Origin of the sequence: Rhizobium sp. GCM10022189, from assembly GCF_042656325.1 — a bacterium.
GTDB lineage: Bacteria > Pseudomonadota > Alphaproteobacteria > Rhizobiales > Rhizobiaceae > Rhizobium.
The window spans coordinates 521,985-547,488 of the sequence record NZ_JBHSOR010000039.1 but is presented as its reverse complement, the minus strand read 5'-3'; the positions used below and the strand labels follow the sequence as shown (position 1 = coordinate 547,488).

At 62.9% G+C, this 25,504-nt stretch carries 23 protein-coding genes; 9 read left to right on the top strand and 14 right to left on the bottom strand.

Annotation, left to right across the window (positions count from 1 at the left end; genetic code table 11):
- Positions 1–2 precede the first annotated feature (2 nt).
- From ACFPWW_RS17545 to gfa, 3 genes are all read left to right on the top strand, one after another.
- Positions 3–1,031: a fumarylacetoacetate hydrolase family protein gene (locus ACFPWW_RS17545; protein ID WP_377312688.1), complete on the top strand. Its 1,029-nt coding sequence runs from the start codon at positions 3–5 to the stop codon at positions 1,029–1,031.
- Entirely contained in the window at positions 1,024–1,656 is a 633-nt protein-coding gene (maiA, locus tag ACFPWW_RS17540; protein ID WP_113497338.1) for a maleylacetoacetate isomerase, read from the top strand. Before ACFPWW_RS17545 ends, maiA begins: the two co-directional genes overlap by 8 nt.
- Before the next feature lie 208 nt (positions 1,657–1,864).
- Positions 1,865–2,437 (top strand): S-(hydroxymethyl)glutathione synthase, encoded by a 573-nt coding sequence (gfa, locus tag ACFPWW_RS17535; RefSeq protein ID WP_377312686.1) that lies wholly within the window; start codon positions 1,865–1,867, stop codon positions 2,435–2,437.
- A gap of 151 nt (positions 2,438–2,588) precedes the next feature.
- Here the strand turns inward: gfa and ACFPWW_RS17530 are convergent, their stop codons facing one another.
- The gene (locus ACFPWW_RS17530; RefSeq protein WP_112570577.1) at positions 2,589–3,236 is read right to left on the bottom strand and encodes a TetR/AcrR family transcriptional regulator; all 648 of its coding nucleotides are present in this window, start codon (positions 3,234–3,236) and stop codon (positions 2,589–2,591) included.
- A 135-nt stretch (positions 3,237–3,371) separates the two neighbouring features.
- Between ACFPWW_RS17530 and ACFPWW_RS17525 the strand changes: the two genes are divergently transcribed.
- Together ACFPWW_RS17525 and ACFPWW_RS17520 are read left to right on the top strand one after the other, a co-directional pair.
- The gene (locus tag ACFPWW_RS17525) at positions 3,372–4,580 is read left to right on the top strand and encodes an HlyD family secretion protein (protein WP_377312685.1); all 1,209 of its coding nucleotides are present in this window, start codon (positions 3,372–3,374) and stop codon (positions 4,578–4,580) included.
- A gap of 23 nt (positions 4,581–4,603) precedes the next feature.
- Positions 4,604–6,193, top strand: coding sequence for a DHA2 family efflux MFS transporter permease subunit (locus ACFPWW_RS17520; RefSeq protein ID WP_377312684.1), 1,590 nt, complete (start codon positions 4,604–4,606; stop codon positions 6,191–6,193).
- A gap of 69 nt (positions 6,194–6,262) precedes the next feature.
- On the opposite strand, the gene ACFPWW_RS17515 is transcribed toward ACFPWW_RS17520, so the two are convergent.
- The 5 genes from ACFPWW_RS17515 to ACFPWW_RS17495 all read right to left on the bottom strand — a co-directional run bounded on the left by ACFPWW_RS17515 (position 6,263) and on the right by ACFPWW_RS17495 (position 11,485).
- Complete coding sequence (locus ACFPWW_RS17515) at positions 6,263–7,336, bottom strand: LLM class flavin-dependent oxidoreductase (RefSeq protein WP_377312683.1); 1,074 nt, start codon at positions 7,334–7,336, stop codon at positions 6,263–6,265.
- A 94-nt stretch (positions 7,337–7,430) separates the two neighbouring features.
- Positions 7,431–8,807, bottom strand: coding sequence for an LLM class flavin-dependent oxidoreductase (locus ACFPWW_RS17510; protein WP_377312682.1), 1,377 nt, complete (start codon positions 8,805–8,807; stop codon positions 7,431–7,433).
- A gap of 20 nt (positions 8,808–8,827) precedes the next feature.
- Complete coding sequence (locus tag ACFPWW_RS17505) at positions 8,828–9,568, bottom strand: ABC transporter ATP-binding protein (protein ID WP_377312681.1); 741 nt, start codon at positions 9,566–9,568, stop codon at positions 8,828–8,830.
- Positions 9,544–10,422 carry an ABC transporter permease gene (locus tag ACFPWW_RS17500; RefSeq protein WP_112570565.1) on the bottom strand — a complete coding sequence of 293 codons (879 nt, stop codon included), beginning with the start codon at positions 10,420–10,422 and terminating at the stop codon, positions 9,544–9,546. The genes ACFPWW_RS17505 and ACFPWW_RS17500 overlap by 25 nt, the downstream gene beginning before the upstream one ends.
- A 37-nt stretch (positions 10,423–10,459) precedes the next feature.
- Positions 10,460–11,485, bottom strand: coding sequence for an ABC transporter substrate-binding protein (locus ACFPWW_RS17495; RefSeq protein WP_377312680.1), 1,026 nt, complete (start codon positions 11,483–11,485; stop codon positions 10,460–10,462).
- Between the two features lie 425 nt (positions 11,486–11,910).
- On the opposite strand from ACFPWW_RS17495, the gene ACFPWW_RS17490 reads away from it, so the two are divergent.
- Positions 11,911–13,485, top strand: a complete 1,575-nt coding sequence (locus ACFPWW_RS17490; RefSeq protein ID WP_377312679.1) for a diguanylate cyclase domain-containing protein — start codon at positions 11,911–11,913, stop codon at positions 13,483–13,485.
- Positions 13,486–13,492: 7 nt separating this feature from the next.
- On the opposite strand, the gene ACFPWW_RS17485 is transcribed toward ACFPWW_RS17490, so the two are convergent.
- Entirely contained in the window at positions 13,493–14,362 is an 870-nt protein-coding gene (locus ACFPWW_RS17485) for a LysR substrate-binding domain-containing protein (protein ID WP_377312678.1), read from the bottom strand.
- Between the two features lie 143 nt (positions 14,363–14,505).
- On the opposite strand from ACFPWW_RS17485, the gene ACFPWW_RS17480 reads away from it, so the two are divergent.
- The gene (locus ACFPWW_RS17480) at positions 14,506–15,363 is read left to right on the top strand and encodes an urea carboxylase-associated family protein (RefSeq protein ID WP_377312676.1); all 858 of its coding nucleotides are present in this window, start codon (positions 14,506–14,508) and stop codon (positions 15,361–15,363) included.
- 34 nt (positions 15,364–15,397) lie between these two features.
- Here ACFPWW_RS17480 and ACFPWW_RS17475 read toward each other — a convergent pair whose 3' ends face one another.
- Complete coding sequence (locus tag ACFPWW_RS17475) at positions 15,398–16,663, bottom strand: glycerate kinase type-2 family protein (protein WP_377312675.1); 1,266 nt, start codon at positions 16,661–16,663, stop codon at positions 15,398–15,400.
- Between the two features lie 173 nt (positions 16,664–16,836).
- Between ACFPWW_RS17475 and ACFPWW_RS17470 the strand changes: the two genes are divergently transcribed.
- Positions 16,837–18,129, top strand: coding sequence for an MFS transporter (locus ACFPWW_RS17470; RefSeq protein WP_377312674.1), 1,293 nt, complete (start codon positions 16,837–16,839; stop codon positions 18,127–18,129).
- Positions 18,130–18,190: 61 nt separating this feature from the next.
- Here ACFPWW_RS17470 and ACFPWW_RS17465 read toward each other — a convergent pair whose 3' ends face one another.
- The 3 genes from ACFPWW_RS17465 to ACFPWW_RS17455 all read right to left on the bottom strand — a co-directional run bounded on the left by ACFPWW_RS17465 (position 18,191) and on the right by ACFPWW_RS17455 (position 21,724).
- Positions 18,191–19,651 carry an MFS transporter gene (locus ACFPWW_RS17465; RefSeq protein ID WP_377312673.1) on the bottom strand — a complete coding sequence of 487 codons (1,461 nt, stop codon included), beginning with the start codon at positions 19,649–19,651 and terminating at the stop codon, positions 18,191–18,193.
- A gap of 62 nt (positions 19,652–19,713) precedes the next feature.
- On the bottom strand, positions 19,714–20,550 hold the full coding sequence (locus tag ACFPWW_RS17460; RefSeq protein ID WP_112754087.1) for an alpha/beta fold hydrolase: 837 nt from the start codon (positions 20,548–20,550) through the stop codon (positions 19,714–19,716).
- Positions 20,551–20,563: 13 nt separating this feature from the next.
- Positions 20,564–21,724, bottom strand: coding sequence for an FAD-dependent monooxygenase (locus tag ACFPWW_RS17455; protein WP_112570549.1), 1,161 nt, complete (start codon positions 21,722–21,724; stop codon positions 20,564–20,566).
- 111 nt (positions 21,725–21,835) lie between these two features.
- Between ACFPWW_RS17455 and ACFPWW_RS17450 the strand changes: the two genes are divergently transcribed.
- On the top strand, positions 21,836–22,768 hold the full coding sequence (locus tag ACFPWW_RS17450; RefSeq protein WP_377312671.1) for a LysR substrate-binding domain-containing protein: 933 nt from the start codon (positions 21,836–21,838) through the stop codon (positions 22,766–22,768).
- 7 nt (positions 22,769–22,775) lie between these two features.
- Here the strand turns inward: ACFPWW_RS17450 and ACFPWW_RS17445 are convergent, their stop codons facing one another.
- From ACFPWW_RS17445 to ACFPWW_RS17435, 3 genes are all read right to left on the bottom strand, one after another.
- Positions 22,776–23,588 (bottom strand): inositol monophosphatase family protein, encoded by an 813-nt coding sequence (locus ACFPWW_RS17445; RefSeq protein WP_112755168.1) that lies wholly within the window; start codon positions 23,586–23,588, stop codon positions 22,776–22,778.
- Positions 23,589–23,608: 20 nt separating this feature from the next.
- Entirely contained in the window at positions 23,609–24,649 is a 1,041-nt protein-coding gene (locus tag ACFPWW_RS17440) for a LacI family DNA-binding transcriptional regulator (protein WP_377312669.1), read from the bottom strand.
- Positions 24,650–25,129: 480 nt separating this feature from the next.
- Positions 25,130–25,435, bottom strand: a complete 306-nt coding sequence (locus ACFPWW_RS17435; RefSeq protein WP_377312667.1) for a hypothetical protein — start codon at positions 25,433–25,435, stop codon at positions 25,130–25,132.
- Positions 25,436–25,504: the final 69 nt, after the last annotated feature.

Genomic DNA, 25,504 nt, shown 5'->3' with positions numbered 1-25,504 from the left:
ATATGAAACTTGCAACGTTAAAAGACTCCACGAGGGACGGCCGGCTCGTTGTCGTCTCCCGTGACCTTACCCGCTGTTGTGACGTCGCCCACATTGCCCGCACGTTGCAGGCGGCGCTGGACGACTGGGAGCGGGTGGCTCCAAGACTGGCGCAGGTTGCCGAAAGTATCGAAACCGGAGCCCAGCCGACGATCCGATTTCACGAGCACGACGCGGCATCGCCTTTGCCGCGGGCCTACCAATGGGCCGATGGCTCGGCTTATCTCAACCATGTTGAATTGGTGCGCAGGGCGCGGGGCGCCGAGATGCCGGCGAGCTTCTGGACCGATCCGCTGATGTATCAAGGCGGTTCGGACGGGTTCCTCGCGCCGCGAGACCCGATCCTGGCGGCTGACGAGACCTGTGGGATCGACATGGAGGGCGAGGTTGCCGTCATCACCGGCGACGTTGCCATGGGTTCCGGTGCGCAGGCAGGGCGCGATGCCATCCGTCTCGTGATGCTCGTCAACGACGTGTCGCTGCGAGGTCTCATACCGGACGAACTGGCAAAGGGATTTGGCTTCTTCCAGTCCAAGCCGGCATCGGCATTTTCTCCGGTCGCGGTGACGCTGGACGAGCTTGGAGCGTCGTGGCATGACGGCAAAGTGTCTCTGCCGCTGCTTGTGAGACTGAACGGCAGGGCATTCGGCAAGGCGAATGCCGGCATCGACATGACGTTCGATTTCGGCCAGCTCATCGCTCATGCCGCCAAAACCCGCAATCTGGCATCAGGGACGATCATCGGTTCGGGAACGGTTTCCAACAAGCTGGATGGCGGAGCGGGCAGGGCGATCGAAGACGGGGGAGACGGCTACTCGTGCATTGCCGAGATCCGCATGATCGAGACGATCGAAACCGGCTCGCCGAAGACGCCGTTCTTGAAGTTCGGGGATCAGGTGCGCATCGAGATGAAGGATCGCGCCGGCCGTTCGATCTTCGGAGCGATCGAGCAGACCGTCGAAAGATACCGGAAGGCAGAGAGCAGTGAATAATGTCGTTCTCTACGACTACTGGAGGTCATCGGCGAGTTATCGGGTCCGCATCGCGCTCAATCTCCTGGCGGTCGACTACAAGACGGTGTCCGTCAACCTGCTGGAGGGAGCGCACAGGACGCCGGAATATCTGGCGCTCAACCCGCAAGGGTTCGTGCCGACACTGGTGATCGACGGCAAAACTCTGACCCAGTCGCTGGCGATCGTCGAGCATCTGGCCGAGCTTCGGCCGGAATGCGGATTGCTGCCGGCCGATATAGACGATCGCCACAAAGTGCGCGCCCTCGCCTATGCGGTCGCAATGGACATTCATCCGATATGCAACATGCATGTCGTGGCGCATCTGACGAGCCTAACGGACAAGGCTGACGCCCGCGAGGCATGGATGAAGCATTTCATCACGGACGGGCTTCGCAGGCTGGAAGCGATGATCGGCGGCGTCGATGAAGCGTTCAGCTTCGGGGACCGGCCGACGATGGCCGACCTTTGTCTCGTTCCGCAGGTCTACAACGCCCGCCGCTGGGGCGTGGACATGACCGATTTCAGGCGCATCGTCGCAATCGACGGCAGATGCGCCGAACTGCCGGCCTTCCAGGCCGCCCATCCTGACCGCGTGAAACCTTAGCACAAGCCGGAAATCGCGACGTGAAAGGCAGGGCACTACTCGCGCCTGAGCCCGTTGCATGGGCAGAAGAGGAGCGCACGATATCGGCGGCGTGGTGATATACTGCACCCAGGAGGAGGTCTCGCGCCGGCCGTGGAGCGGTTTGCGCGACGGCTGAGGGCTTGGCCGCGGCATCCCGCCCCGGCCCAGGAAGGGAAGGAGACAACGCATGAACAATGTAGCGATCCACCCGATCGTGGATTCAGGATACCGGGCGACCGATGCGGCATTTGCCGGTGGTACGCTGGTGTGCGATTGCGCGAGCAATCCGGTGAAGGTCCGCGTCAAGGGCGACATTGCCCACAATCACGCCTGCGGCTGCACCAAATGCTGGAAGCCGAAGGGCGCAGTCTTTTCCGTGGTTGCCGTGGCGCCAACGGCCAATATCGAGGTTCTGGAGAACGGAAGCAAGCTGGCGGTCGTCGATGCGTCCGCACTGATCCAGCGCCATGCCTGCAAGGATTGCGGGGTCCATATGTACGGGCCTGTCGAGCGCGACCATGCCTTCCAGGGCCTGTCCTTCGTCCATCCCGAACGGTTCCAGGAGAAGGGCTGGGCAGCACCCGGCTTTGCCGCCTTCGTATCGTCGATCATCGAAAGTGGTTACGATCCGGGGAAGATGGGCGCCGTACGCTCGCGTCTCAAGGAAGTCGGGCTCGAACCTTACGATTGCCTTTCGCCCGGGCTGATGGATCTCATCGCCACCTGGACGGCGAAAAAGGCGGGGGTTCTTGCGGCCTGATCGGGCGCGATTTCGCCTGACGCCGCCGCGATCGGCGCGGCGGTGTTCCGGCGCGATAGAGCTTCCATGATCGTTCTGTCTCTGCCGCCAGCGGAAAATGCCTGGCATTCCCAGCCGAGCGCATCTTTCGCCGGACATGTTTCCCATGCCCCTAAGCGGCACATCCCTTGAGGAAAATATCCGCGCACATTCTCGCCCTTGCGGCGATCTCTTCGATATTGGGCGGCGGCAGCTGGCGCAGCATCGCGGCGCGTTGGGGCTCCATGACCATCATGCCGCGCAGCATGCCGCAGGCGGCGTGCGGGTCCTCGAGCGCGATCAGCCCGCGTTCCACCTGCCGGCGCAGCCAGTTTTCCATCGACGCGTTGGTGCGCATGATCGCCTTCTCGTAGAAGGAGGTGGCGAGTTCGGGAAAGCGATCGGATTCGCCGATGACCAGGCGGGTAATCGTGATCGTGTCCTGCGAAAGCGTCAGCATGCCATAGGCCATCAGCATGCGCTCCAGCCCCTGGCGGAGTTCGGCCGTCGCCAGGCTGCCGGGATCGAGCGCCAGCAGAAAACGTCCGGTGCGATCCGAGACCATTTCGGAAAACAGGTCCGCTTTCGTCGGAAACAGGCGATAGAGCGTCTTGGTCGAAACGCCGGCTTCCTGTGCGATCGCGGCGATGCTGACAGCGGCGTAGCCGTTCTCGTGAAACTGCTTGTTGGCCGCCTCGATCAGCACGCTGCGCGTATCCTCATCACAACGCACCTGCGGCCTGCCACGCGGCTTCTTCTCGATTTTGTGATTTTGGACCATTTTGATTTTCCAAATTCTTGTTGACTTCTCTTTTTTAGCTCATATTTTGGAAAACATCAAGTTTCCTAAATGAGCTTGAACCGGATTTCAAGGCCGCGGCCAAGACGACAGCGACCTTCCACCAGGAGAGAGACGATGTCCGTCAAGACACTGCATGCCCTGAACAGCAACGCTCCGGCCGATGGATCGACCGCCGCAACGCCGGCCGATGCCTCGCCCGCAACGCTCGACGCCGGCAAGACGCCGCGTGTCGCCGATCCCGCTGTCGCAGCTCCCGCCCCAGAGGCTTCTGTGCGCAGGCGCGGCGGCCGTTCCCTGCTGCTTGGGGCCGCCGCCATCGCCATCATCGCTGCAGCTGCCTACTACGGCCACAACTACTGGACGGTCGGCCGCTTCGAGGTTTCGACCGACGATGCCTATGTCAAGGCAGACAGCACGACGGTCGCACCGAAGGTATCGGGCTATCTTGCCGAAGTGCTTGTCAGCGACAACGAACCGGTCAAGGCCGGCCAGCCACTCGCCCGGATCGATGACCGCGATTTCCGCACGGCGCTCGATCAGGCAAAGGCCGATGTCGCCGCCGCGCAAGCGACCGTGAATGCCAAACAGGCTTCGCTCGATATTCAGCAGTCGACCATCGCGGCCGCTCGCGCCACGCTCGATGTCGACAAGGCCAACGAGACCTTCGCCGAGCAGAACAACAAGCGCTACACCAACCTCGCCACCAGCGGTTACGCGCCGGTCCAGACGGCCCAGCAGGCGGCTTCCGCGATTGCGGCCGCTCAGGCGACGATCGTTCGCGACACGGCGGCCCTCGACGCCGCCACCAAGCAGGTCGATCTTCTGAACGCCGAGCTTGCCCAGGCCAAGGCGACGCTTGCCCATGACGAGGCGGTCGCGCGGCAGGCCGAGCTCAATCTCTCCTATGCGACCATCGTTGCGCCGGTCGACGGCACCGTCGGCAACCGCACGCTGCGTGTCGGCCAGTATGTCCAGGCCGGCACCCAGCTGATGGCCGTGGTACCGACGACGGCCGCCTACATCGTCGCCAACTACAAGGAAACGCAGCTGACCGATGTGCATGCCGGCCAGCCTGTCGCCATCGAGGTCGATATGTTCCCGGGCCGCACCTATCACGGCCATGTCGACAGTCTGTCGCCGGCCAGTGGCCAGGAATTTGCGCTGCTGCCGCCCGACAATGCCACCGGCAACTTTACCAAGGTCGTCCAGCGCATTCCGGTGAAGATCGTTCTTGACGGCGATGCGGCCGAAAAGGGCGATCTGCGCCCCGGCATGTCCGTTCAGCCGAGCATCGACACCAAGGCCGATGCCGCCAGCAATTGAGCGAAAGGGCAGGAGATCGTGTCATGTCCGCTATCGCAGCAACATCAGGCGCCATACCGCAGCCGCGTGCCAGCGCCAGCACCAGGGATTGGATCGCCGTTCTCGCCGGCATGATCGGCGCCTTCATGGCGATCCTCAATATTCAGATCACCAATGCCTCGCTTCTGGATATCGAGGGCGGCATCGGCACGGGCGTCGATAACGGCGCCTGGATTTCCACGTCCTACCTGATCGGCGAGATCGTCGTCATTCCGCTGACGGCCTATTTCAGCAACGTCTTCTCCTTCCGCCGCTACATCCTCGTCAATTCCATCCTGTTCCCGCTTTTCTCGATGGCCTGCGCCTTCGCGCACGATCTCGGCACGATGATCCTGCTGCGCGGCCTGCAGGGCTTTGCCGGCGGCGTGCTCATCCCCATGGCCTTCACCATGGTGCTGACCAAGCTGCCGAAGAACCAGCAGCCGCTCGGCCTTGCCATCTTCGCTCTCTCGGTCACGTTCGCCCCGGCCATCGGCCCGACGATCGGCGGTTATCTGACGGAAAATTACGGCTGGCAGACGATCTTCTTCATCAACACAATCCCGAGCCTCGTCATGGCTGCGGCCCTTGCGCTGACGCTCGACAAGCAGCCGATGCAGCTCCGCCTTCTGAAGGAAGGCGACTGGGCCGGCATCATCACCATGGCGATCGGCCTGTCGGCGCTGCAGACCGTGCTTGAAGAGGGCAACAAGGACGACTGGTTCTCCTCGCCTTTCATCGTCAAGCTCAGCATCGTCGCCTTCGTCTTCCTCGCCGCCTTCATCTGGATCGAGCTGACGGTGAAGAAGCCGCTGGTCAAGCTGCGGCTGCTGACACAGCGCAACTTCGGCATCGGGGTGCTGGTCAACGTACTGGTTGGTGTCGCACTCTTCGGTACGGTCTACATCCTGCCGCAATATCTCGGACAGGTGCAGCGCTACAATGCCGAGCAAATCGGCAACGTATTGGCCTGGACGGGTCTGCCGCAACTCCTGCTCATTCCGCTTGTGCCAGTGCTGATGAAGCGTTTCGACGCCCGCTATATCGGCTTTCTCGGCATCTCGATCTTCGCGATCAGCTGCTTCATGAACATCGCCCTTTCGGCCAACAATGCCGGCGACCAGTTCTGGATCCCGAATATCGTGCGTGCCATCGGCCAGGCCCTGGTGCTGACGCCGATCACCGCGATCACCACGGCTGGCATCGCACCGGCAGACGCCGCGGCTGCCTCCGGCCTTACCAATATGCTGCGCAACCTCGGCGGCGCAGTCGGTACCGCTTCGCTCGGCACAATCCTCACGAAGCGCGAGCAGTTCCATTCGAACATCATCGGCCAGTCGATCACGCTGACCCGGGACGAGGTGCGCGACCGCCTGACCCAGCTCACCGGCTATTTCACCCAGCACGGCGTCACCGATCCTGCGGTTGCCTCGCAAAAGGCGGTCGTGGCTCTCGGCCAGATCGTGAAGAAGCAGGCCCTCATCATGGGCTTCAGCGATACGTTTGCCGTGATCGGCGTGGTGCTGGCGTTGGCAGCTCTTGCCCTGCTTTTCACCAGGAAGCCGCAGGCCGGCGGTGGTGCGGGCGCTCACTAACATTCCGGATCGAAGTGAAAACAGGAATACAGGCGCCTGGAGCCTGTATTCCTTTACGTTTTCAACGCGTCACGCAGTCTTCAGAAGCGGCAGCAGCTGCGTACCCTGCCGCTTGATTTCCGAGAGATAGGGCGTGTCCGACAGCACGAAATGTGTGATGCCAAGCGCCTGATATTTGCGCAGCGAGCGGGCGACATCTTCGGCGGAACCGACCAGCCAGGTCGTGCCCGCACCACCCCCACCGAATTTACCGGGCGTGGTATAGAGATTGTCATCGAGCACTTCGCCGCGCTGGTGCAGATCGAACAGGCGTTGCTGGCCGACGGCAACGGCGCGCTTATGATCATGCCAGCCTTCACCGCTGCTGGCCGCCATTTCGGCAACCTTGGCTTCGGCATCGGCCCAGGCCTGTTCTGTCGTGTCACGCACCAGCGTCGTAATTCTCAATCCGAATTGAAGCGGCGGCAGATCGCGGTCGAGGTCGCGGCTCAGCCGTTTGAGGCGATCGACGCGCTCGCGCACGCCATCCAGCGGCTCTCCCCAGAAGAGCTGCACGTCGGCTTCGGTAGCCGAGACGCGCTCGGCCGCTTCCGATGCGCCGCCGAAATAAAGCTTGGGGTGCAGGCGATCGCCACGAGCTGCGATGCGCGGCAGGACGGTGGATTCGACGACCCCGAAATGCTCGCCTGCAAAGGTGACGTTTTCCTCGGTCCACAGCCTGCGCACCAGCCGCATGAACTCCTTGGTGCGTGCATAGCGGTGCGCCTGATCGCCCTCGCTGTCGCCATAGGCAGCGAGATTGTCCTTGCCGGAGACGATGTTGACCCGCACGCGTCCGCCGGTGAGATGATCGAGGGAGGCCGCCGCCGAAGTAAAATTCGCGGGTCGCCAGTAGCCGGGCCGGATCGCGATCAGCGGCTCGAAGCGCGTCGTCCGCGCCGCAAGCGCGGTCGCCACAGTAAAGGTGTCCGGGCGGCCCCAGCCGGTGCCGATGAGCGCGCCTTTCCAGCCATGTTCTTCGAGCGCCCTGGCATGGCTCGTCAGCGTCTCCAGGCTGTTGTGGTTTTCGACGGCGGAATCGCCGCGATGGCCGGGTTTGACGGCATTGGGGATGTACCAGAGGAATTCCGGATTGCTGCTCATGCGATGCGCCTGCGGTTGTCTGTGATCGGATTGTCAGGGATGGGACGGCCGGGTCTTCCAGCGGACCCGGCCACTCCATATCTCTTTCGGCGGATTACCCGACCGCCCGGGTCGCTTCGTCCCGCCGGGCCTTGAGCGCCAGGCCATTCGGCGGGCGACGGAGGCCGAGATTTTCGCGCAGTGTCGTGCCCTCGTATTCCTCGCGGAAAAGGCCCCGCTTGCGCAGGATCGGCACGACCTGATCGACAAAGTCCGTCAGCCCTGTCGGCAGGATCGGCGGCATGATATTGAAGGCGTCGGCCGCACCATTGTCGAACCATTCCTGCATCGCATCCGCCACCTGTTCCGGCGTACCGACCACCGTGCGGTGGCCGCGGGCGGTGGCGACCGCCAGGTAGAATTCGCGCAACGTCATGTTGTTGCGCGAGACCAGATCGGTAACAAGCTTGAGGCGGCTCTTGTTGAGCTCGGTATTGTCCGGCAGCGGCGGCGCCGGGTCGTCCAGCGAATAGCCGGAGAGATCGACGCCCTTGTAGTGGCGTTGCAGGATATTCCAGGCGACGGAGGGGTGAACGAGCGACTGGATATAGTCGTAATTCGCCTTGGCTTCCGCCTCCGTGCCGCCAAGAACCGGGAAGATGCCGGGGCTGATCAGCAGGTCGTCCGGGCTGCGGCCGTAGCGGGCAAGACGTCCCTTGACGTCGGAGTAAAATTCCTGAGCGTCTTCCAGTGTCTGGTTGGCGGTAAAGATCATCTCGGCGGTGCGCGCTGCCAGTTCGCGCCCCGGCTCCGAGGCGCCGGCCTGCACGATGACGGGATAGCCCTGGACCGGACGCCCGACATTCAAGGGGCCGCTGACGGTGAAGAACTGTCCCTTGTGGTTGACCTGATGCACCTTGTCGGGGTCGAGGTAGACGCCGCTTTCCTTGTCGCGGATGAAGGCGTCGTCCTCGTAGGAATCCCAAAGGCCCTTCACCAGATCGACAAATTCCTCGGCGCGGGCATAACGGTCGGCATGGGCCGGATGACCGGGGATCGAGAAATTCCGGGAGACGTCGGCACCCGTGGTCACGACGTTCCAGGCCGCGCGCCCCTTGGAAATATAGTCGAGCGAGGCGAATTTGCGGGCAAGCAGATAGGGATCTTCATAGGTGGTCGACGCGGTCGCGACAAAGCCGATACGGCTTGTTACCTGCGAGAGCGCCGCCCATAGCGTGACCGGCTCGAAATGGGCGCCTTGCGCCGTGCGGCGCAGCGCTTCCGGATCTTTGGCCCGTTCCCAGCCGGCCGGACTGTCGGCAACGAAGACGAGATCGAACTTGCCGCGTTCGGCGGTCTGCGCAAGTTCGCGATAGTGATCGATGTTGAGGCCGGCATCGGCCTGGGCATCCGGGTGGCGCCAGGCGGCGACATGATGGCCCGTAGCCATGATGAACGCGCCAAGCCGTATCTGTCTTTTTCGACTAGCCATGATGACGATCTCCGTTGGTTTCAGGCGGCGTGGCGGCCGGGGGCATCGACCCCGAGCCGGCTCAGAAGACGGGTCCGGATCTGCGCGAAACGCGGATCGCCGTGATCGCGCGGTACCGGCAGGTCGACGCGCAGATCCTCCGCGAACCGTCCCTCGTCGAGCACCAGGATCCGGTCGGCGAGCGAGATGGCCTCATCGACGTCATGGGTGACGAGCAGAACGGCGGGACGGTGTTTCGCGCAAAGGTCCCGCAGGAGGTCATGCATCTTCAGCCGGGTCAGCGCGTCGAGCGCACCGAAGGGTTCGTCGGCCAGCAGCAGCGCCGGCTCCCGCACCAGCGAGCGGGCAAGCGCCACCCGCTGCTGTTCGCCGCCGGAAAGCTGGTTCGGCCAGGCGGCTTCCCGTCCCTCGAGACCGACTTCGGCGAGTGCTTTGCGTCCGGCTTCCTGTTCGGTTTTACCGGGCAGGCCGAGCGTGACGTTTTGAATGACCGTGCGCCAGGGCAGGAGGCGGGCGTCCTGAAAGACGACCGAAAGCCTCTCCGGTGTCTCGAGCGTACCGGTCCCCTCGACATCGTGGTCGAGGCCGGCAAGGGCTTTCAGGAAGGTGCTCTTGCCCGATCCGCTTTTTCCGAGCAGGGCCACGAATTCGCCTTCACCGATATCGAGTTCCACGCCGTCCAGGATCGTCTTCGTTGCAAAACGCCGCACGAGATTTTCGACGTGGACGGCAGGCTTCAGTTGGCCAGAGTGCGGCGCCATGACAGGACCCTCCGTTCGATGAGGCGGACGAGGCCGTCCGAGACGAGGCCGAGCAGCACGTAGACCACGAGGCCGACGAGGATGACGTCGGTCTGGCCGTAGGTGCGGGCCAGATCGATCATGTAACCGAGGCCGCTGGTGGAGTTGATCTGTTCGACCACGACCAGCGACACCCAGCAGAGCGTGACGGCAAAGCGCAGGCCGAGGAGGAAGCCGGGCAGGGCGCCGGGCAGCACGACCTGGAAGATGAAGTCCTTCTGGCTCATGCGCAGCGTCTCGGCGAGCTCGACATAACGGCTGTCGATGCTGCGCAAGGCATTATGCGTGTGGATGTAGATGGGGATGATGACGGCAAGCACGATCGTCGTGACCTTCATGCCTTCACCGATCCCGAACCACAGGATGAAAAGCGGGATCAGCGCCAGCGTCGGGATGGCGCGTTTGATCTGGATCGGCCCGTCGATCAGGGCCTCACCGATGCGGGACAGGCCGGCGACGACCGCCAGAGCCGTGCCGATGACGAGACCGATGCTGAGCCCAAGCAGCGCGCGTGTCGCGGACGTGACGAAATTGTCCTGCAGCCGGCCCTCGGCGATCAGCCGTCCGAAGGCCTCGACGACCGTCCAGGGCGCCGAAAGAATGCGCGGGTCGATCCATCCGAATGCCGATCCGGCAACCCAGGCCAATACCAGCAGGGCCGGGCCGATCTGCAGCCCGAAGGGTATCTCGCGTCCGGGGCCGAGCCTGCGACGGGCGCGGGAAGCTACTGGCCTTGCGGCGGTCGTCACGCCGGCGCCCGATCGCCGCGATATCGACGATGTCTTGACGTTATCTGCATCCCAGGTGGTTGCCATGTTGCGATCTCCTCTCTTCGCGATGGGACCCGTGCGCTCACTGGCTTCTTGTCAGGGCGCCGGCGGCGATTTTTTCAAAGCGATTGTCGAAGATCTGTTCGACGTCGAAGGGCTTGTAGCCAAGCTCGTCGGCCAACAGGTTGATCGTTTCCTGATGGCGCTTCTTCACATCCGCCCAGCTGTCGGGGATGACCTGGGTGCCTGCGAGCCTGGTGAGAAATTCGGCATCCTCGCGGCTCAGGCCCTGCTGACCGATGTAATATTCCTTGATCCAGATCTCGGGATTCCGATCGATCCATTCCGTTGCGCGTGCCCAGAGGCGGACATATTCGGCAAGGGCTGCTGCTTTGGCGGGATCGTCGAGCACCCATTGCGGCGCATAGAGATGGGAGGGATCGTCACGCAGGCCGTGCTCGACGAGGTTTGCGCCGTCGGAGCCGTACTGGCTGATATAGCGGCGGATATTGACGCCGCCGAGCGGCGCAATATCGACCTGCTTGCTGGCGAGCGCCTTTGGATAGACATCGCCGGTGCTCGGCAGTTCGACCAGCGTGGCGTCCTTCTTTGTTAGCCCCGCGGCGTGAAGCGCGCGAAGCACGAGCGTGCCCTGGGCCTGGCCGGGGCTGAAGGCGATGCGCTTGCCGCGGAAATCCGCGAGCGACTTGACCTCGACACCGGGTGCGATGCCGAAGCGGTAAATCGGATTGGCAATCGGGTCCCTGCGTTCGCGATAGGCGATATTGCGGACGGGAAGATTGTTCCAGGTGGCGAAGATCGACGGGATTTCGGCCACGGAGCCGACATCGAGTGCATGCGCGCGAAACGCTTCGGAGGTCTGCGGGCCGCCGCTGAGATTGGCCCATTTGACCTCGAAGGTGAGTTCCTTGATGAGGCCCGAGACCTCAAGAGCCTTCTGCGTTACCGGATCGCCGATCGTCAGTACTGTCCCCGATGGCACCTTGTCGAGCAGCGGTGCGCTCGTCCCGGCCGCTGCCACGGTGCTGAACATGCCGAGGGAGATGAGGCCGAGCACAGCCGTTCCCAATGTCTTTGCCAATGTCATCGTCGATGTTTCCCGTTTGAGGTTGCATTGTCAGGAAGCGATGACAGGAAGGGTGTCGAATTCTCTATAAAATCTATAGACTATTTATTTCTTTCGTTTGCCGGTTCATGAAAAATCCTACCAATTGTGCCGGCGCGACCGGCTCGCGTCTTGCCGGTTGAGGGCATGGTGACTTCCCGTATGGGTGAGAACACGCGCCCTGACATGTGATGTGATCGTGGCCGGAGCAGTGAAACCGATACGATGCCGAAGCCATTTCGTTGCAGGATATTACCGTCGGGTCGTCTCTTAACTTTCGGGAAACCCTGTTTTGCTTCTGGATGTGTGTGAAATTCTCACACTGCGAGACTGGGTTACATTCCTTTACGTTCCGCTGTTAAAGTCACATCCGAAAGATCTGCTGAAGCGACTTGACGGTTGGGCTGATGATGCTTGGTGCCGAGATCCTTGCATTCCTGGAGGCGTGCCCGATGGCGGTGCTCGTTCTCGACGCCGCCGGCCACGTTATTCTTGCCAATCCCGAAGCCAGGCGTTTCCTCCGCCTCGAAGACCGGTTTGACGGCGCCGATATTGCCGAACTCATTCCGGAATGGCCGTTGCTCCCAGGCTTCTCCACCACCGTCATCCACGATCGTTCCGGCCATCGCCGGCCATGCCGCCTGCGGGTGATGAACTGGCCGGCCGGCGCGCAGACGGTCACGGCTGCCTTCCTCGAGCCCGTCGATGACGAGCGTCCGGCAGGTTACGCGGCGAGAGAGGCCAATCTGCGCCTGCGTTATGTCATCGAGATGCTGCCGGAAGCGGTCTGCGTGTTCGATGCCAACGACCGCTATGTGCTCTGGAACCAGAAATATGCCGAGCTTTATGCCGACATAGCCGAGCATCTCAGGCCCGGCGTCGCCTTCGAGGACATTTTGAGGACCAGTCTCGCCGGAGACGGGATGCGCGAGCTCGTCGACGACAAGGAAGCGTGGCTTACCGCCCGCATGCAGAAATTCCGCCAGCCGGTTTCGCAAGAGGAACAGCAATTGCGGGACGGCCGGTGGTTGCGCCACGACGACAGGCGCACGCCCGACGGCGGCGCGATCGGCATGCGCATCGACATTACCGGCCTCAAGCAGCGGGAAGACTGGCTTCGCCAGCTCTTCGACGCCAATCCCATGCCCATGCTTTTGTGCGATGGCGACAGCCTCGCCATTCTTCAGGCCAACCGGGCGGCTGTCGATTTCTACGGTTTCGAAGCTGCAGCACTGCTGTCGAAGCGAGCATGCGACATGCATGCCGATGGCGAACTTCGGGCATTCGAGAGGGCACTGCTTCGCCTCGACGACGACCGTGATGCGCGCACGATCTGGCGGCAGACCACGCGGGACGGATCGGAGCGCCACGTGCTGATCTATGTGCGTGAGCTTCACGAGGGCGCCGAGCATCGGCTGCTGCTGACGGTAGCCGATGTCAGCGACAGAGTTCTTGCCGAGGCTGAAGCCAATCGTTTGGCACATCACGACATTCTCACCGGCCTGCCGAACAGGATGCAATTCTACAAGGCGCTCGAAAAGTCACTTGCATCGAAGGAGCGGGAAAAGGTCATCATCTGCTGCCTGGACCTGGACGGGTTCAAGCCCGTCAACGACACGTTCGGCCATGCCGCCGGTGATGAAGTGCTGAAAAATGTCGCTGCCCGGCTGCTGATGCATGCACGCGGCCATCTCGTCGCTCGCCTTGGGGGCGATGAATTCGCAATCCTCATGGCGGGAGAGGGGGCCGAGGCGACTGATCTTGCCGAGCGCTGCATCGGCGCCTTCGAGCAGCCTTTTGTCATCAACGGGCTTGCCATCCGCCTTGGCGTCAGCATCGGCATTGCCACGTCTGAAGGAGCCGACGGCGAAGCGCTCATGCAGGAGGCCGACCGGGCGCTCTATCGCGCCAAGGCCGATGGTCGCAACACCTGGCGCATGGCATCCCGGGATCTGCCTGTGCCGAAGCGGGCCAAGGCCTGACTGCCCGTCAGCGCTCTTCCTGCCTTGCGCCAAGCAGCCAGTCGCGAAGCGTCCTTGCCTCGCGTGAGAGCCCCTTTGCCTCGATGAGCCAGTAGGCCTTGTCTGTGTCGCAGGGCCGCTCGAAGAGGGAAATGAGCGAACCTGCCGCGATCTCCTCCGCAATCAGTGCGGTCGGGCAAAGGCCGACACCCTGGCCGCCGATCAATGAGCCGATCATCAGATTGAAGTCGGCAAAGACCGGCCCGGCCTTCGGCGCGGAACGGATGCCGGCGCCGTCGAACCAGCGCGCCCAGGCATCGGTCGTCTCGTCGTGCAGGATTTCGCAGGCAAGCAGGTCGGCAGGCTTGTGAAAGGGACCGTGCCGGGCGAGGAATTCCGCCGAACAGGTTGGCCTGGTCTCGGCGTCCAGGAGCTTGATGGCGCCGGAGCCCGGCCGCACGCCGTGGCAGATCAGGAGATCGGCACCTGCCGCTTCCGGCGTCTTGGCATCGAGCGCGTAGACGATGTTGATCCTGATATCCGGATAAGCGGTTCTCAGCCTCGGCAGCTGCGGGATGAGCCATCGCACGGCCATGGAGGGAATGCATGCAACGCTGACGGGGCGGCTGTTTGCCTCAAGCCGCAACTGCCCGGCGGCGACCTCGATATGCCCCAGCGCGTGCGTGACGGCCGCGCCGAATTCCCGGCCTGCGGCTGTCAGCGTCACGCCCCGGCTATGCCGCCGAAACAGGGGGATGCGGAGCCAATTCTCCATTGCCCTCACATGCTGGCTGATGCCGGCAGGCTTCAGGTTCAGCTCGGCAGCCGCTTTGACGAAGCTTTCGTGGCGCGCGGCCGCTTCGAATGCCCGCAAGGATGCGAGGGGAAGGTTTCTCATGCCGGGATGACTAAGCCAGACTTGCCCATAGAGCAAGAATCATCTCGGTTGCCCAAAGGCGCAGCCTCGCTAAGAGTGCCTGCCGATTTAGCGCGTGTCACAGGGCGAGCACCCGAAGATCGCCAGCGGAGCGGAATATCAGGATGTCGAAGCAGCCGGTCGTGCCCATTCCTTCAGACGCAGCCGAACGGCGGTCGGTACCGCCCGTGGTCGTCTATCCCGTCGAAACGCTGCCTTCCGCCGATCTCGGACTGCTGGAGGCTGCCCGCCAAACGCTGACGAAGGTCGGCGAGGTAATCGTGCCGCCGCGCGAGGCGGCCAGCTTCCACGTTCCGCAGGGGCATTTCTTCCGTATCGTCAGCATCGACGGACCGCAAGTCGGCGATCTCAATCTGTGGAATGCGGCCGATCTCACTGAGCGGTTTTTCAGCGGCAAGACACGGGCCTTGCACGCGACCCATGTCGGTGTCGGCGATCGTCTCTGGAGCACGCTGCCATATCTGCGCCCCATGGCGACCATCACCTATGACAGTCTCGGCTGGTATGGATGGGATGATGACGGCGCCGGCGTCCATGACGTCATCGGCACGCGGTGCGACCCCTATACGAACCGGCTGCTGAAGGGTACGGATTACCATCACTGCTGCCATTCAAACCTGACGCGGGCGCTCGCTGCCGAGAGCGGCCTGCCGCTGGAGCAGGCCGAAATGCATGTGCATGATGTGCTCAACGTCTTCATGTGCACCGGCTTCACCAGGGACACGCACCAGTATTTCATGAAGGCCAGCCCCGTCAGGCCTGGAGATTTCATCGAATTCTTTGCGGAGATCGATCTCCTCGGCGCCCTGTCGGCCTGCCCGGGCGGTGATTGCGGGGCAAGCCATTCCAGCGATGCGGCCGCCTGCTATCCATTGAAGGTCGAGATATGGAAGCCCGATCCCGCGACGCTCGCCAGCTGGACGCCGCCGGAACCAAATCCCTATCCGAAAACGCATCGCTGAAACGCCGGGCCGCGCCGGCCCTTCAAAGGCGCGCTCAGAGGATCAGGATTGCCCTGAAATCATTGACATTGGTACCGGTCGGGCCGGTTTCGAAGAGGTCTCCGATCGCCTTGAAGCCGGAATAGCTGTCATTGCCGTCGAGAAGGCGGCGTGGATCGAAGCCGGCGGCGCGCAGCCGTTTGACGGTGCCGCCATCGGCAAACGCTCCGGCATTGTTTTCCGAACCGTCGATGCCGTCGGTGTCGGCGGCGAGCGCATGGATGGCGCCGTCACCGTCGATCGCCTGTGCCAGCGCGAGCGCGAATTCCCCGTTGCGGCCGCCCCGGCCTCCCTTGGCGCGCAGCGTCACCGTCGTCTCGCCGCCGGAGAGGATGACGGCCGGTTTCTTGAACGGCCTGTCGCGACCGGCGACCTCGCGGGCGATGGCCGCATGCACCAGTGCCACGTCGCGCGATTCTCCCTCGATGGAATCGGACAGGATCGCCGGCGTGATGCCCTGCGACCGTGCGAGGTCGGCCGCGGCTTCGAGCGATACGCCGGCCGAGGCGATGATGTGGTGCGCATGGCGGGCAAAGACCGGATCGTCCGGCCGCGGCGCATCGGCTCTCGGAGAGTTCAGATGATCGATCGCCGCCTGCGGCAGCTTCAGGCTGTACTGCCGGATGATCTGAAGCGCATCGTGGCGGGTCGAGCCGTCGGGAACGGTCGGACCCGATGCGACATGGGCTGGATTGTCGCCGGGAATGTCGGAGACGATCAGGCTGACCACACGGGCCCTTGTCGCAGCCGCCAGCCGCCCGCCCTTGATGGTCGACAGGTGCTTGCGCACCACGTTCATGGCCGAGATCGGTGCGCCGGAGGCAAGCAGCAGCTCGTTGAGCAGGATCTCGTCCTGCAGCGTCAGCCCTTCCGGCGGCGAGGGCAGCAGCGCCGAACCGCCGCCGCAGATCAGCGCGATGACGAGGTCGTCCTCGCGCAAGCCCGAGACGGTTTCCATCAGCCGCCTGGAGGCGGCAAGGCCGGCTGCATCGGGAACCGGATGAGCGGCCTCGATGATCTCGATCCGATTGGTTTCGCAGCCATAGCCGTAGCGGGTGACGACCACGCCTTCGAGCGGCCCGTCCCACACGCTTTCGAGAGCACGCGCCATCTGCGCGGCTCCCTTGCCGGCGCCGATCACGATCGTTCTGCCCTTTGGTCTTTCCGGCAGATGCGCGGCAATACCGGTCAGCGGATCGGCGGCGCGAACGGCTGCGGAAAACAGACTGGCCAGGAAATCGCGGGGTGAGGACAGGGTCATGATGATCTCTCTGGAGATACGGGCGCAAGGATGGCTTCCGCGTCCCTAGGCATGACTGTCGACATATCGCTTGTCAATGCAGGAGCCGCTCCTATCCGTTCGGTGTGATTGATAATCGTCCGGAGGCAGCTATCTATTGGCATGAAAAGCAACAATCATTTGGAGAATTTGCAATGGTCAGCGAACAGCAGTTGATCTCGAAGATCACCTGGCGGCTCATGCCATTCCTCGGAATCCTTTACCTCATTGCCTATATCGATCGTCAGAATGTCAGTTTTGCCAAGCTGGAAATGGTCGGTGCGCTCGGCATGAGCGAATATGCCTATGGCCTTGGCGCCTCGCTCTTTTTCATCGGCTATTTCCTATTTGAAGTGCCGAGCAACCTCTTCCTCGACAGGTTTGGCGCGCGAGTCTGGTTTGCGCGCATTCTCGTCTCGTGGGGCATCGTCACCATCCTGCTTTCCTACACGCAGAACGCGACGATGTTTTATATCCTGCGCTTCCTTCTCGGCGTCTGCGAAGCGGGTTTCTTTCCAGGCGTCCTCTATCTTTTGACGCTCTGGTTCCCCTCGGATTATCGCGGCCGCATGGTCGGCCTCTTCATGATCTTCAGTGCGCTTGCCAATGCTGTCGGCGCGCCCGTCGGCGGCATGCTGCTCGATCTCGACGGTTTCCTCGGCCACGCCGGCTGGCAGTGGGTTTTCCTGGCGACAGGCATTCCAGCCGTCATCGCCGGTGTCATCACCTACCTCTATCTCTACGACCGGCCCGAAAATGCGAGCATCCTCAGCGGCGAGGAGAAGAGCTGGCTGGCAGAGCGGCTCGCGTCAGAGAATTCCGGCATGGACCACAATGCCGAAAACGGCTTCAAGGCGCTGATCGACCCCCGCGTCCTGCTGATGGCGCTCTGCTACATCGCCTTTCCGCTTGCCGCCTATGGCCTCAGCTACTGGCTGCCGACCATCGTAAAGGCTTTCGGCGTCAGCAACAGCGTCAACGGCTTCCTCAATATCATTCCGTGGATGCTGGTGGCGCTCGCCCTCTGGGCGGTGCCGGCTGCTGCCGACAAGGTGAAGGCGAAGACGCCCTATATCGTCATTCCCGCCTTCATCGGCGCGGCCTGCCTGCTGCTCTCGGCGCTCGTTCCGAACCATGTGCTGCAGTTCATCTTTCTCTGCATCGCCGCAGCCGGCATCTTTGCCCCGCAGCCGGTCTTCTGGAGCCTTCCGTCGCGCTTCCTGAAGGGAGCGGGCGCTGCGGCCGGCTTTGCCGCCATCAACTCCGTCGGCAATCTCGGCGGCTTCGTCGCCCAGAACGTCGTACCCTGGATCAAGGACGAAACCGGAAGCACGATCGCGCCGATGTTCTTCCTGGCGATCTGCCTTGCCGCCGGCGCGCTGCTGGTCTTCGCCGTGGCCTTGATGATGGCGCGCAGGGAGCATGACGCCGTGCCACGCAGCGCCTGAAGATCGTAAAATGCCAAACCCCGGCACATGGGTGCCGGGGAAATGCTGTGGGCGGGCGTGCTTAGGAGGAAATTTCCTCGAGCTTGCGTCCTCCGGTTTCGATCATCTGCGTTGCCGCAAGCGCGCCGATCACGGCGACGATCCCGAACATGATGAAGACCGACTTGATGCCCTGTGCGCCGACCATGTAGCCGACCGTCGCAGGACCGACCGCCGAGGCGATGCGCAGCCAGGACGTGGCAAGGCCCGTGCCGACTGCGCGCATGCGCGTCGGGTAGATTTCCGGCGTATAGAGGTAGAGCACGGCGTTGATCGAGCCCACGACGCCATAGGCGAGCGTCGCCAGCAGAATGAGCGACCAGAGGCTGCTTGCGCCACCTGCGGCGAGTGCTGCGAGCAGAACGGCGCCGACAAGGAACGAGACGACGGCCCAGGTGCGCCGCCCGATGCTGTCGATGCAGAAGGCGCAGGCAAGCAGAATGATGACCTGCGCGACATTGGTCATCGAGGCGGCCCTCAGCGCACTGCCGAGTTCCAGCGAATAGACCGTGTGATAGAGCGTCGGCATCCAGTTGTTCAGGCTGTTGGCCACGAAGAACGAGCTTGCCCAGAGGATCCACGCGATGATGGTGCGCATGCGGAAAGTGGGCGAGAGCAGTTCGCGCCAGCGGCTGCGCGGCCGCGGTGCAGCGGCCTGGCTTTGACTGCCGAGCGCCAGTGTCGCTTCGTTATAGGCGCGGTCGTCGAAGGAATAGCCGGGATCCTTGCGCCTTGCGCTGTCCTCGGCCTGGCGGATCACCTTTTCGGCTTCGTCGAACCGTCCCTGACCGATCAGCCAGCGCGGTGATTCCGGCAGGCGGTAAAGCAGGTAGGCGATCAGCAGCCCCGGGATGCCGCCGATCAGGAAGAGGGACTTCCAGCCGAAAACCGGCACGATCAACGTGCCGAGCTGGCCCGTCACCATCAGCCCGACGGGGAAGATCAATTCGTAGAGCATGAAGTTGCGTCCACGTCCCTTGGCGCGCAGGAGCTCGCTGACATAGGCGGCCGCAACGGGCATTTCCCCGCCGACCCCGATACCCTGGATCAGGCGGCAAATGAACAGCATCTGGAAATTGCCGGCCATGATGCAGGCAAGGCTCATCACCGACATCAGCGCGGTGGCGGATGCGGCCATGTGAACGCGACCGAGCGTTTCGGCAAGGCGGCTGAAGAGGAGGGCTCCGATGAGCTGGCCGATGTAGCTTGCCGCGATCATCCAGCCGATCTGAGCCGGCGTCAGCGCCCAGAGTTTGATCAGGATCGGCAGGACAAAGGCGAGCGAAAGCGCATCGAAGGCATCGAGAAACGTTGCGCTGCCCATGATGATCCGCGCCCGGCGATGCCAGGGTGTAAACGGGACCGCTTCGAAACGGGCCGTCAGAGCCGCGGCGCGGCCGGCCAGCCGCATCTGCTGCGAACCGTCTTGCGAAACCTCGCCCGCAGCAGGGCCGGCAACCAGTATGCTATTGTTATCGTGCATATCATCCTCCCAGATCAGCACGGTTAAACGGGCTGGCGGCTCCCCCTGCCGCCAGCTTCACCCTAATGGGCGGCAGCTTCAACCATCTTGCCGATCGCCGCGGCGATGACATCGCTGCATTCGATCGGCGTCAGGTGCCGGGCGCCCGGCAGGATCGTCAGGGACGCGCCGGGGATTGCCTCGGCGAGCTGGCGCGCGCTTTCGACCGGCGTGGCATAGTCCTCCTCGCCGACAATGACCGCGACCGGGAAATCGAAGCCGGGAAGGGCGCTGCGGAGATCGGCATCGCCGAGCATGATGCAGGTCGCTTCATAGGCATCGAGATCGTTGCGGACGAAGATTTCCATCATCTCCTGGATCTTGCGCGGGTTTTCCGCCCTGAACCGCTCGCCGAACCAGCGGGTCGCCTGGAAAGCGGCCATCGAGGCAAGGCCTTCGGCCCGCGCTTTGGCAGCACGCGCCCGCCATTCCTCGGGCGCCTTTTCCCCGTACCAGGCCGTCGTATCGATGAGGACCATGGCCGAGACCCGTTTTGCGTGGCGCGCGGCAAAAGCCTGTGTGATGCAGCCGCCCATCGAGCAGCCCGCAACGACCACCTCGTCCCAGCCGATCTTGTCCAGAACCTCGGCGGCATCGTCGGCAAAGCGCTCGATCGCCCGGGAAAGGGGGCCGCGGCTGCTCCAGCCGTGCCCGCGGCAATCGATGCAGATAATCTCGGCCTGCCCCTTCAGGGCGGAGACGACGTCCGTCCAGACGCTGCCGTCAAGAGCGAGCGAATGGATCAGCAACAGGCGCGGCTTTCCCGGCGTGCCGTATCGCCGGTAGGCGATGGTTGCCTCATCCGAGACGGTTACGAACTCGTAGCGACCGTCCATCTCAAGGGGTTCTTGCTGCAACATTGCGCTGTTCCGATCAGCCGGCCATGGCCAGTTCGTTTTCGCCGACCAGCGGCACGTTCCAGGCGTCGTAGCCGTAGAGCCATGTCGTGTCGTCGTTGCCGCCCGACATCCACGTATTGGCGCTGGAGATCGCCTGGATACGCGAGGTGCGGGGCTTGCGGTTTGCCTCGTAGCGGCGGAAGGCGCCTTCGATGTCGTCATTGTCGGCAGCCTCGAGGCAGCGCGCCAGAATGGCGGCGTCCTCGATGGAGGTTGCCGCACCCTGGGCCATGTACGGCGTCATCGGATGGCAGGCGTCGCCCAAGAGCACGACACGGCCGTCGCTCCAGCGCGGCAGCGGTTCGCGTTCGAGAATTGCCCATTTGTGGCAATCCGGGCAGGCGTTGAGCACCATCTGCACTTCCGGATGGAAGCCTTCGTAGGCGGCTCTCAATTCCTTGACGTCGCCCTTTGCCGACCAGGATTCGGCGGTCATCCAGTCGGCCGACTCGGGAACGCTGGTGACGAAATAGAGCGAGCTGCGGTCGGCTGCCGTGTAATAGATGACGATATGCCGGTCGAGGCCCCACCACTTGGTTCTGGAGGGGGCGATCGTGCCGCCGTTCATCAGGCTGGCGTCGAAGACCGCGCGATAGGCGATGCGGCCTTTGTGGAGCGGCGCATCGGGACCGACGATGAGGTCGCGCACCAGCGAGTGAACGCCGTCTGCGGCGACGACCGCGTCCGCTTCGACCTTGGTGCCATCGGCAAAAGAAAGGCTGACGCCGCCGTTTTTCTGATCGAGGCCGACGAGTTTCTTGCCGAGATGCACGATCTCAGGCGGCAGCACGGAATAAAGCGCCTCATGCAGATCGGCGCGATGCATGCACAGGAACGGCGCGCCATAAAGGCTTTCCGGCATCGGCAGTTCACGCTTGAGTTCGCCGGTGTCCCAGACGCGGTTGAGGTGGGAATAGGGTTCGAAGGCGATCTTCTTGAGGCGGTCGAGCACGCCGATGCCGCGCAGCACGTGCGACGAATTCGGAAGCATCTGGATTCCGGCGCCGACGCGGGCGAATTTCGGCGCCTGTTCGTAAACCTGGACGTCGATACCGACCTTGCGCAGCGTCGCCGCGGCGGCGAGCCCGCCCATGCCGGCGCCAATGATTGCGATCTTCGGTTTGCTCTTGGCCATGTCGTCTCCTCCTTGGGTCGGTCAAGTTGGGAGGAGCCTAGAGACGTGACATGACCATGTAAAATATTTATATTGTTCAACACTTAAACTCAAAAAGTTCTAGGACGCTGGATGGAACTCAGGCATCTCAGATATTTCGTGGCTGTAGCCGAGGAGGGGAGTTTCAATCGCGCCGCCGAGCGGCTGCATATCCAGCAGCCACCTCTGGGGCAGCAGATTCGCGATCTCGAATATGAGCTTGGCGTGCAACTGTTCGATCGATCGCCGCGCAGGGTCGCCCTGAACGGCTCGGGCGAGCTTTTTCTCGAGGAGGCACGCGATATTCTGAGGCGGGCACAATTGGCGGTCGACAACGTGCGGCGCTTCAGTCAGGGCGAAAGCGGCCGTCTGTCTGTCGGCTTTACGAGTTCGGCCTCTCTGCATGTGCTCGCGCCGCAATTCCTCCAGCAGTTTCGCCGGGCCTTTCCGCTTGCCGAGATCGTGGTCGAGGAAAGCGAAACCTACGAGCTGATTCTGGCCCTGCAGCAGCAGCGCATCGATGTCGCGCTGCTGCATATCGATGCGAAGCGGTTTCCCGAATTGACGGCGCGGGCTCTTTCCGAAGAGGACATGCTGGTCGCGGTGCCGCGCAACCACCCCTATGCGGATGCGGACGGCGAGCCCCTGACGCTCGGCATGCTCGACGGCGTCGATATGGTCGTCTATCGGCGCACGGATGGGCCTGGGATCTTCGAGCGCCTGACGGAAACTTTCCGCGCCGCCGGCGTCGCACCGAGGATCGTCGACGAAGTCTCTCGAATTATCGCCGCCATCAACCTTGTGGCCGGTGGGCGTGGCCTGACCGTCGTGCCCGCGTCGATGCGGGTCCTGCACCGGGAATCGGTCGTCTATCGGGCGCTGGTGCCTGGGGAACTGCCGCCCCTGCCGCTTTACGTCGCCCACCGCGCCGATGCGCGGCTTGCCCTCATCAGGAATTTTGTCGATCTGACGGAGAAGATCGCCTCAAGCTCATCCGGAAACGGCGGGTCCGGGCACGCAGGCTAACGGCGTTCTACGCCGGTTCATCCTGCAGCGATCGGTTGACGAGCGCCATGAGATCGTCCTTCGCGCCGGGAGCAGCGGCGATCACCGGGCCGCCGGTCAGAAGCGTGCCCTTGCCGGGGAAGGCTTCGGTCCAGCCGCCTGCCTCACGGATCATCAGGAGCCCGGCCATGCAGTCCCAGGCGTTGATATGCGGCTCGTAATAACCGGCGAGCCGGCCGCAGGCGACCTGCGCCAGCATAAGCGCGCCGGAGCCGTTGCGGATGAACATGCCGCCCGCTTCCAGCAGCAGGTGGACGAAGACCGATACCTGTTTCAGCGGAATGCGAAAATTGGCGCCGATACCGAGAAGCCCGGTGCCTATGCTGGTGGCCCCGTCAACGCTGATCGCCCTGCCGTTCAGAAAGGCGCCTTCACCTTTTTTCGCGACAAAAACATCGCCCGATGTCGGCTGGCAGATAAGGCCGAGTACGGTTTCGTCGCCTTTCATGACGGCGATCGAAATGCACCACTGGTCGATGCCGTGCACGAAGCAGCTCGTGCCATCGATGGGATCGACGACCCAGAGATAGCCGGACGGACCCTCGGCCAATCCCTCCTCCTCGCCGAGAACGCCGTCATCGGGAAAGGCGGCAGCGATGCGATCGCGGATCATCGCCTCCACGGCCTTGTCGGCCTGGCTCACCACATCCTGGCCGTTCAGCTTGTGGCCTGTTTCCAGCGAGGCGAGATCGGAGAAAAAGGAAAGCGCCTTTCCCGCCGCGTCGAGGATTACGTCCCTGGCAAGAACGAAGCGGGCATCATCAGGAAATTCGCAATGCATGGGAAACTTTCGAAAGGGAATCAGGGCCTGAAGCTCTGGCGGATGACGAGCTCCGGAATGACGCGTTCATAGCCCGGCGGCAAGTCCGGATTTGCGAGGCGCCGTTCCATCAGCTCGACGGCTCGCATTGCCATGACGAGCGGGTCCTGGCGGAAAGTGGTCAGCTGATAGCTGAGCCAGGACGCTTCGGGAACGTCGTCGAAACCGATGATGGCGACATCTTCGGGAATCCTGAGCTTCACCACCTGCCGCACATGATCCATGAGGCCGAAGGCGATCTGGTCGTTGGCGCAATAGACCGCGTCCGGGTGCACGGCGTTCGAGAACAGGGCGCGGCCTGCGGCAATTCCGCTCTCGTAATCCGAATCCGCTCCGCGGCCGATAAAGACTTCGGCACCGAGCCCTTCGGCCGTCGACAGAAAGGCGCTTTCGCGCTCGATGATGCTCGGTGTGCCGGTGTTGGAACCGGCAACCGCCAGCCGCCGCCGCCCGGCCTCGAAGAACACGGTCGCCGCCTTGCGCGAGGCTTCCGAGTTGCCGGCGCGCACATGATCTGCATCCGGTTCGGAACGGCCGATGACGATGAGCGGCTGACCGTTACGCTGGGCAAGCTCAAAGAAGCTCGCCGGGGGCGAGCCCGACAGAATGATGATCGCCTCGGCACGATGGCCGATCAGCATCTTCTGGGCAGCCAGCAGTTCATCCTCGGTCTGGCCGGTGTTGATGAGGATCGGAATGCTGCCGCGCTGGATCAGGAATTTGGCAAGCGCTGCGGCGAGATGGGCGCGAAATCCGATCTCCGGCTTGGTGGCGACGATGCCGACGAGGCGGCTCTGATTGGCAAGCACGCCGCGGGCAAGATCGTTGACATGGTAGCCGAGCTCCTGGGCTGCGCGCAGCACCTTCTCGCGCGTCGCGGGCGCAACGCTGGCCCCTGGCGTGAATGTTCGCGATACCGCCGAGCGGGAAACGCCGGCAAGCTGCGCCACCTGCTCGGCGCTCACGAAACGCATGCGCTCCTTCTTCGGCGCCTTCCCGCCGTTCGCAGGACCATCACTCATCGGCTTTCCCTCAATACCCTACATCCGCCTGCCAAAACGATGCGACGAACCGCGCCGGAGATCGGTACAGGACGGGTCGCGGAAGGATGGATGATGCGATCTGGCAATCCCCCGCAGCACATGTACAGGGAGGCAATGGCAGCAAGTTGACATTGGTCGGGCCGCGGCGCTGACCACTATTTGTCGTTTCAGGAACCGGTCCATTTCTCCGCCCGTTGCACAGGTGCAATCATGTCGCACAGCCGTGCAATTGCCCGAGCCGAGAAGTAGCGGCGGTTCTTTGCAGCCGCATGACAGATGGCGGATTTTTCCGGCTGGGCGGAGCGAGCCGTAACCGACGTCGCCGGTGGCTTCCGTCTATTCGGGTGGAGCGAGGCCGAGATTGCGGCTGCAATCCCGGCCGAAAGGGGCGAAAGGCAGCGGCGATGACCAAGGATCAGGCCAGCGCCGCCTCAATGCATTACGGATTCTCCAGATCCGCTAGTCGCAGACCCGTACGGTTTCCGTGTGATAGCCGCCGTCATAGCGGTTGCGGACGTCGCGGTCCTCATACCAGCATCTCGGGGGCGGCGGGCCGGCATCATAGTAGCGAGGGCCATCGACGTAGCGCGGACCGCTGTTGACGATTGTGCCGCCGATCAGGCCGCCGACCACACCCGCCGCAAGGCCGCCGGCAATGGCACGCCCAGTATTGTCGTGGTGATGATGGTCGCGTGCCGCAGCAGGCTGGACAGCCGAGCCCATTAGGGCCGTCGCGATCAACAGACCGCTAACAATTCTCTTCATGACATTCTCCTTAGTGGCAGATCGCCCCTATAGGAGATAAATGCCTCAGAACGGCGTTTGTTCGTCGAA

Excerpts from the sequence above, each read along its gene's own strand:
- ACFPWW_RS17545 (WP_377312688.1), top strand. The coding sequence starts at position 3 with ATGAAACTTGCAACGTTAAAAGACTCCACGAGGGACGGCCGGCTCGTT.
- gfa (WP_377312686.1), top strand. The coding sequence starts at position 1,865 with ATGAACAATGTAGCGATCCACCCGATCGTGGATTCAGGATACCGGGCG.
- ACFPWW_RS17530 (WP_112570577.1), bottom strand. The coding sequence starts at position 3,236 with ATGGTCCAAAATCACAAAATCGAGAAGAAGCCGCGTGGCAGGCCGCAG.
- ACFPWW_RS17525 (WP_377312685.1), top strand. The coding sequence starts at position 3,372 with ATGTCCGTCAAGACACTGCATGCCCTGAACAGCAACGCTCCGGCCGAT.
- ACFPWW_RS17520 (WP_377312684.1), top strand. The coding sequence starts at position 4,604 with ATGTCCGCTATCGCAGCAACATCAGGCGCCATACCGCAGCCGCGTGCC.
- ACFPWW_RS17515 (WP_377312683.1), bottom strand. The coding sequence starts at position 7,336 with ATGAGCAGCAATCCGGAATTCCTCTGGTACATCCCCAATGCCGTCAAA.
- ACFPWW_RS17510 (WP_377312682.1), bottom strand. The coding sequence starts at position 8,807 with ATGGCTAGTCGAAAAAGACAGATACGGCTTGGCGCGTTCATCATGGCT.
- ACFPWW_RS17505 (WP_377312681.1), bottom strand. The coding sequence starts at position 9,568 with ATGGCGCCGCACTCTGGCCAACTGAAGCCTGCCGTCCACGTCGAAAAT.
- ACFPWW_RS17500 (WP_112570565.1), bottom strand. The coding sequence starts at position 10,422 with ATGGCAACCACCTGGGATGCAGATAACGTCAAGACATCGTCGATATCG.
- ACFPWW_RS17495 (WP_377312680.1), bottom strand. The coding sequence starts at position 11,485 with ATGACATTGGCAAAGACATTGGGAACGGCTGTGCTCGGCCTCATCTCC.
- ACFPWW_RS17490 (WP_377312679.1), top strand. The coding sequence starts at position 11,911 with ATGATGCTTGGTGCCGAGATCCTTGCATTCCTGGAGGCGTGCCCGATG.
- ACFPWW_RS17485 (WP_377312678.1), bottom strand. The coding sequence starts at position 14,362 with ATGAGAAACCTTCCCCTCGCATCCTTGCGGGCATTCGAAGCGGCCGCG.
- ACFPWW_RS17480 (WP_377312676.1), top strand. The coding sequence starts at position 14,506 with ATGTCGAAGCAGCCGGTCGTGCCCATTCCTTCAGACGCAGCCGAACGG.
- ACFPWW_RS17475 (WP_377312675.1), bottom strand. The coding sequence starts at position 16,663 with ATGACCCTGTCCTCACCCCGCGATTTCCTGGCCAGTCTGTTTTCCGCA.
- ACFPWW_RS17470 (WP_377312674.1), top strand. The coding sequence starts at position 16,837 with ATGGTCAGCGAACAGCAGTTGATCTCGAAGATCACCTGGCGGCTCATG.
- ACFPWW_RS17465 (WP_377312673.1), bottom strand. The coding sequence starts at position 19,651 with ATGCACGATAACAATAGCATACTGGTTGCCGGCCCTGCTGCGGGCGAG.
- ACFPWW_RS17460 (WP_112754087.1), bottom strand. The coding sequence starts at position 20,550 with ATGTTGCAGCAAGAACCCCTTGAGATGGACGGTCGCTACGAGTTCGTA.
- ACFPWW_RS17455 (WP_112570549.1), bottom strand. The coding sequence starts at position 21,724 with ATGGCCAAGAGCAAACCGAAGATCGCAATCATTGGCGCCGGCATGGGC.
- ACFPWW_RS17450 (WP_377312671.1), top strand. The coding sequence starts at position 21,836 with ATGGAACTCAGGCATCTCAGATATTTCGTGGCTGTAGCCGAGGAGGGG.
- ACFPWW_RS17445 (WP_112755168.1), bottom strand. The coding sequence starts at position 23,588 with ATGCATTGCGAATTTCCTGATGATGCCCGCTTCGTTCTTGCCAGGGAC.
- ACFPWW_RS17440 (WP_377312669.1), bottom strand. The coding sequence starts at position 24,649 with ATGAGTGATGGTCCTGCGAACGGCGGGAAGGCGCCGAAGAAGGAGCGC.
- ACFPWW_RS17435 (WP_377312667.1), bottom strand. The coding sequence starts at position 25,435 with ATGAAGAGAATTGTTAGCGGTCTGTTGATCGCGACGGCCCTAATGGGC.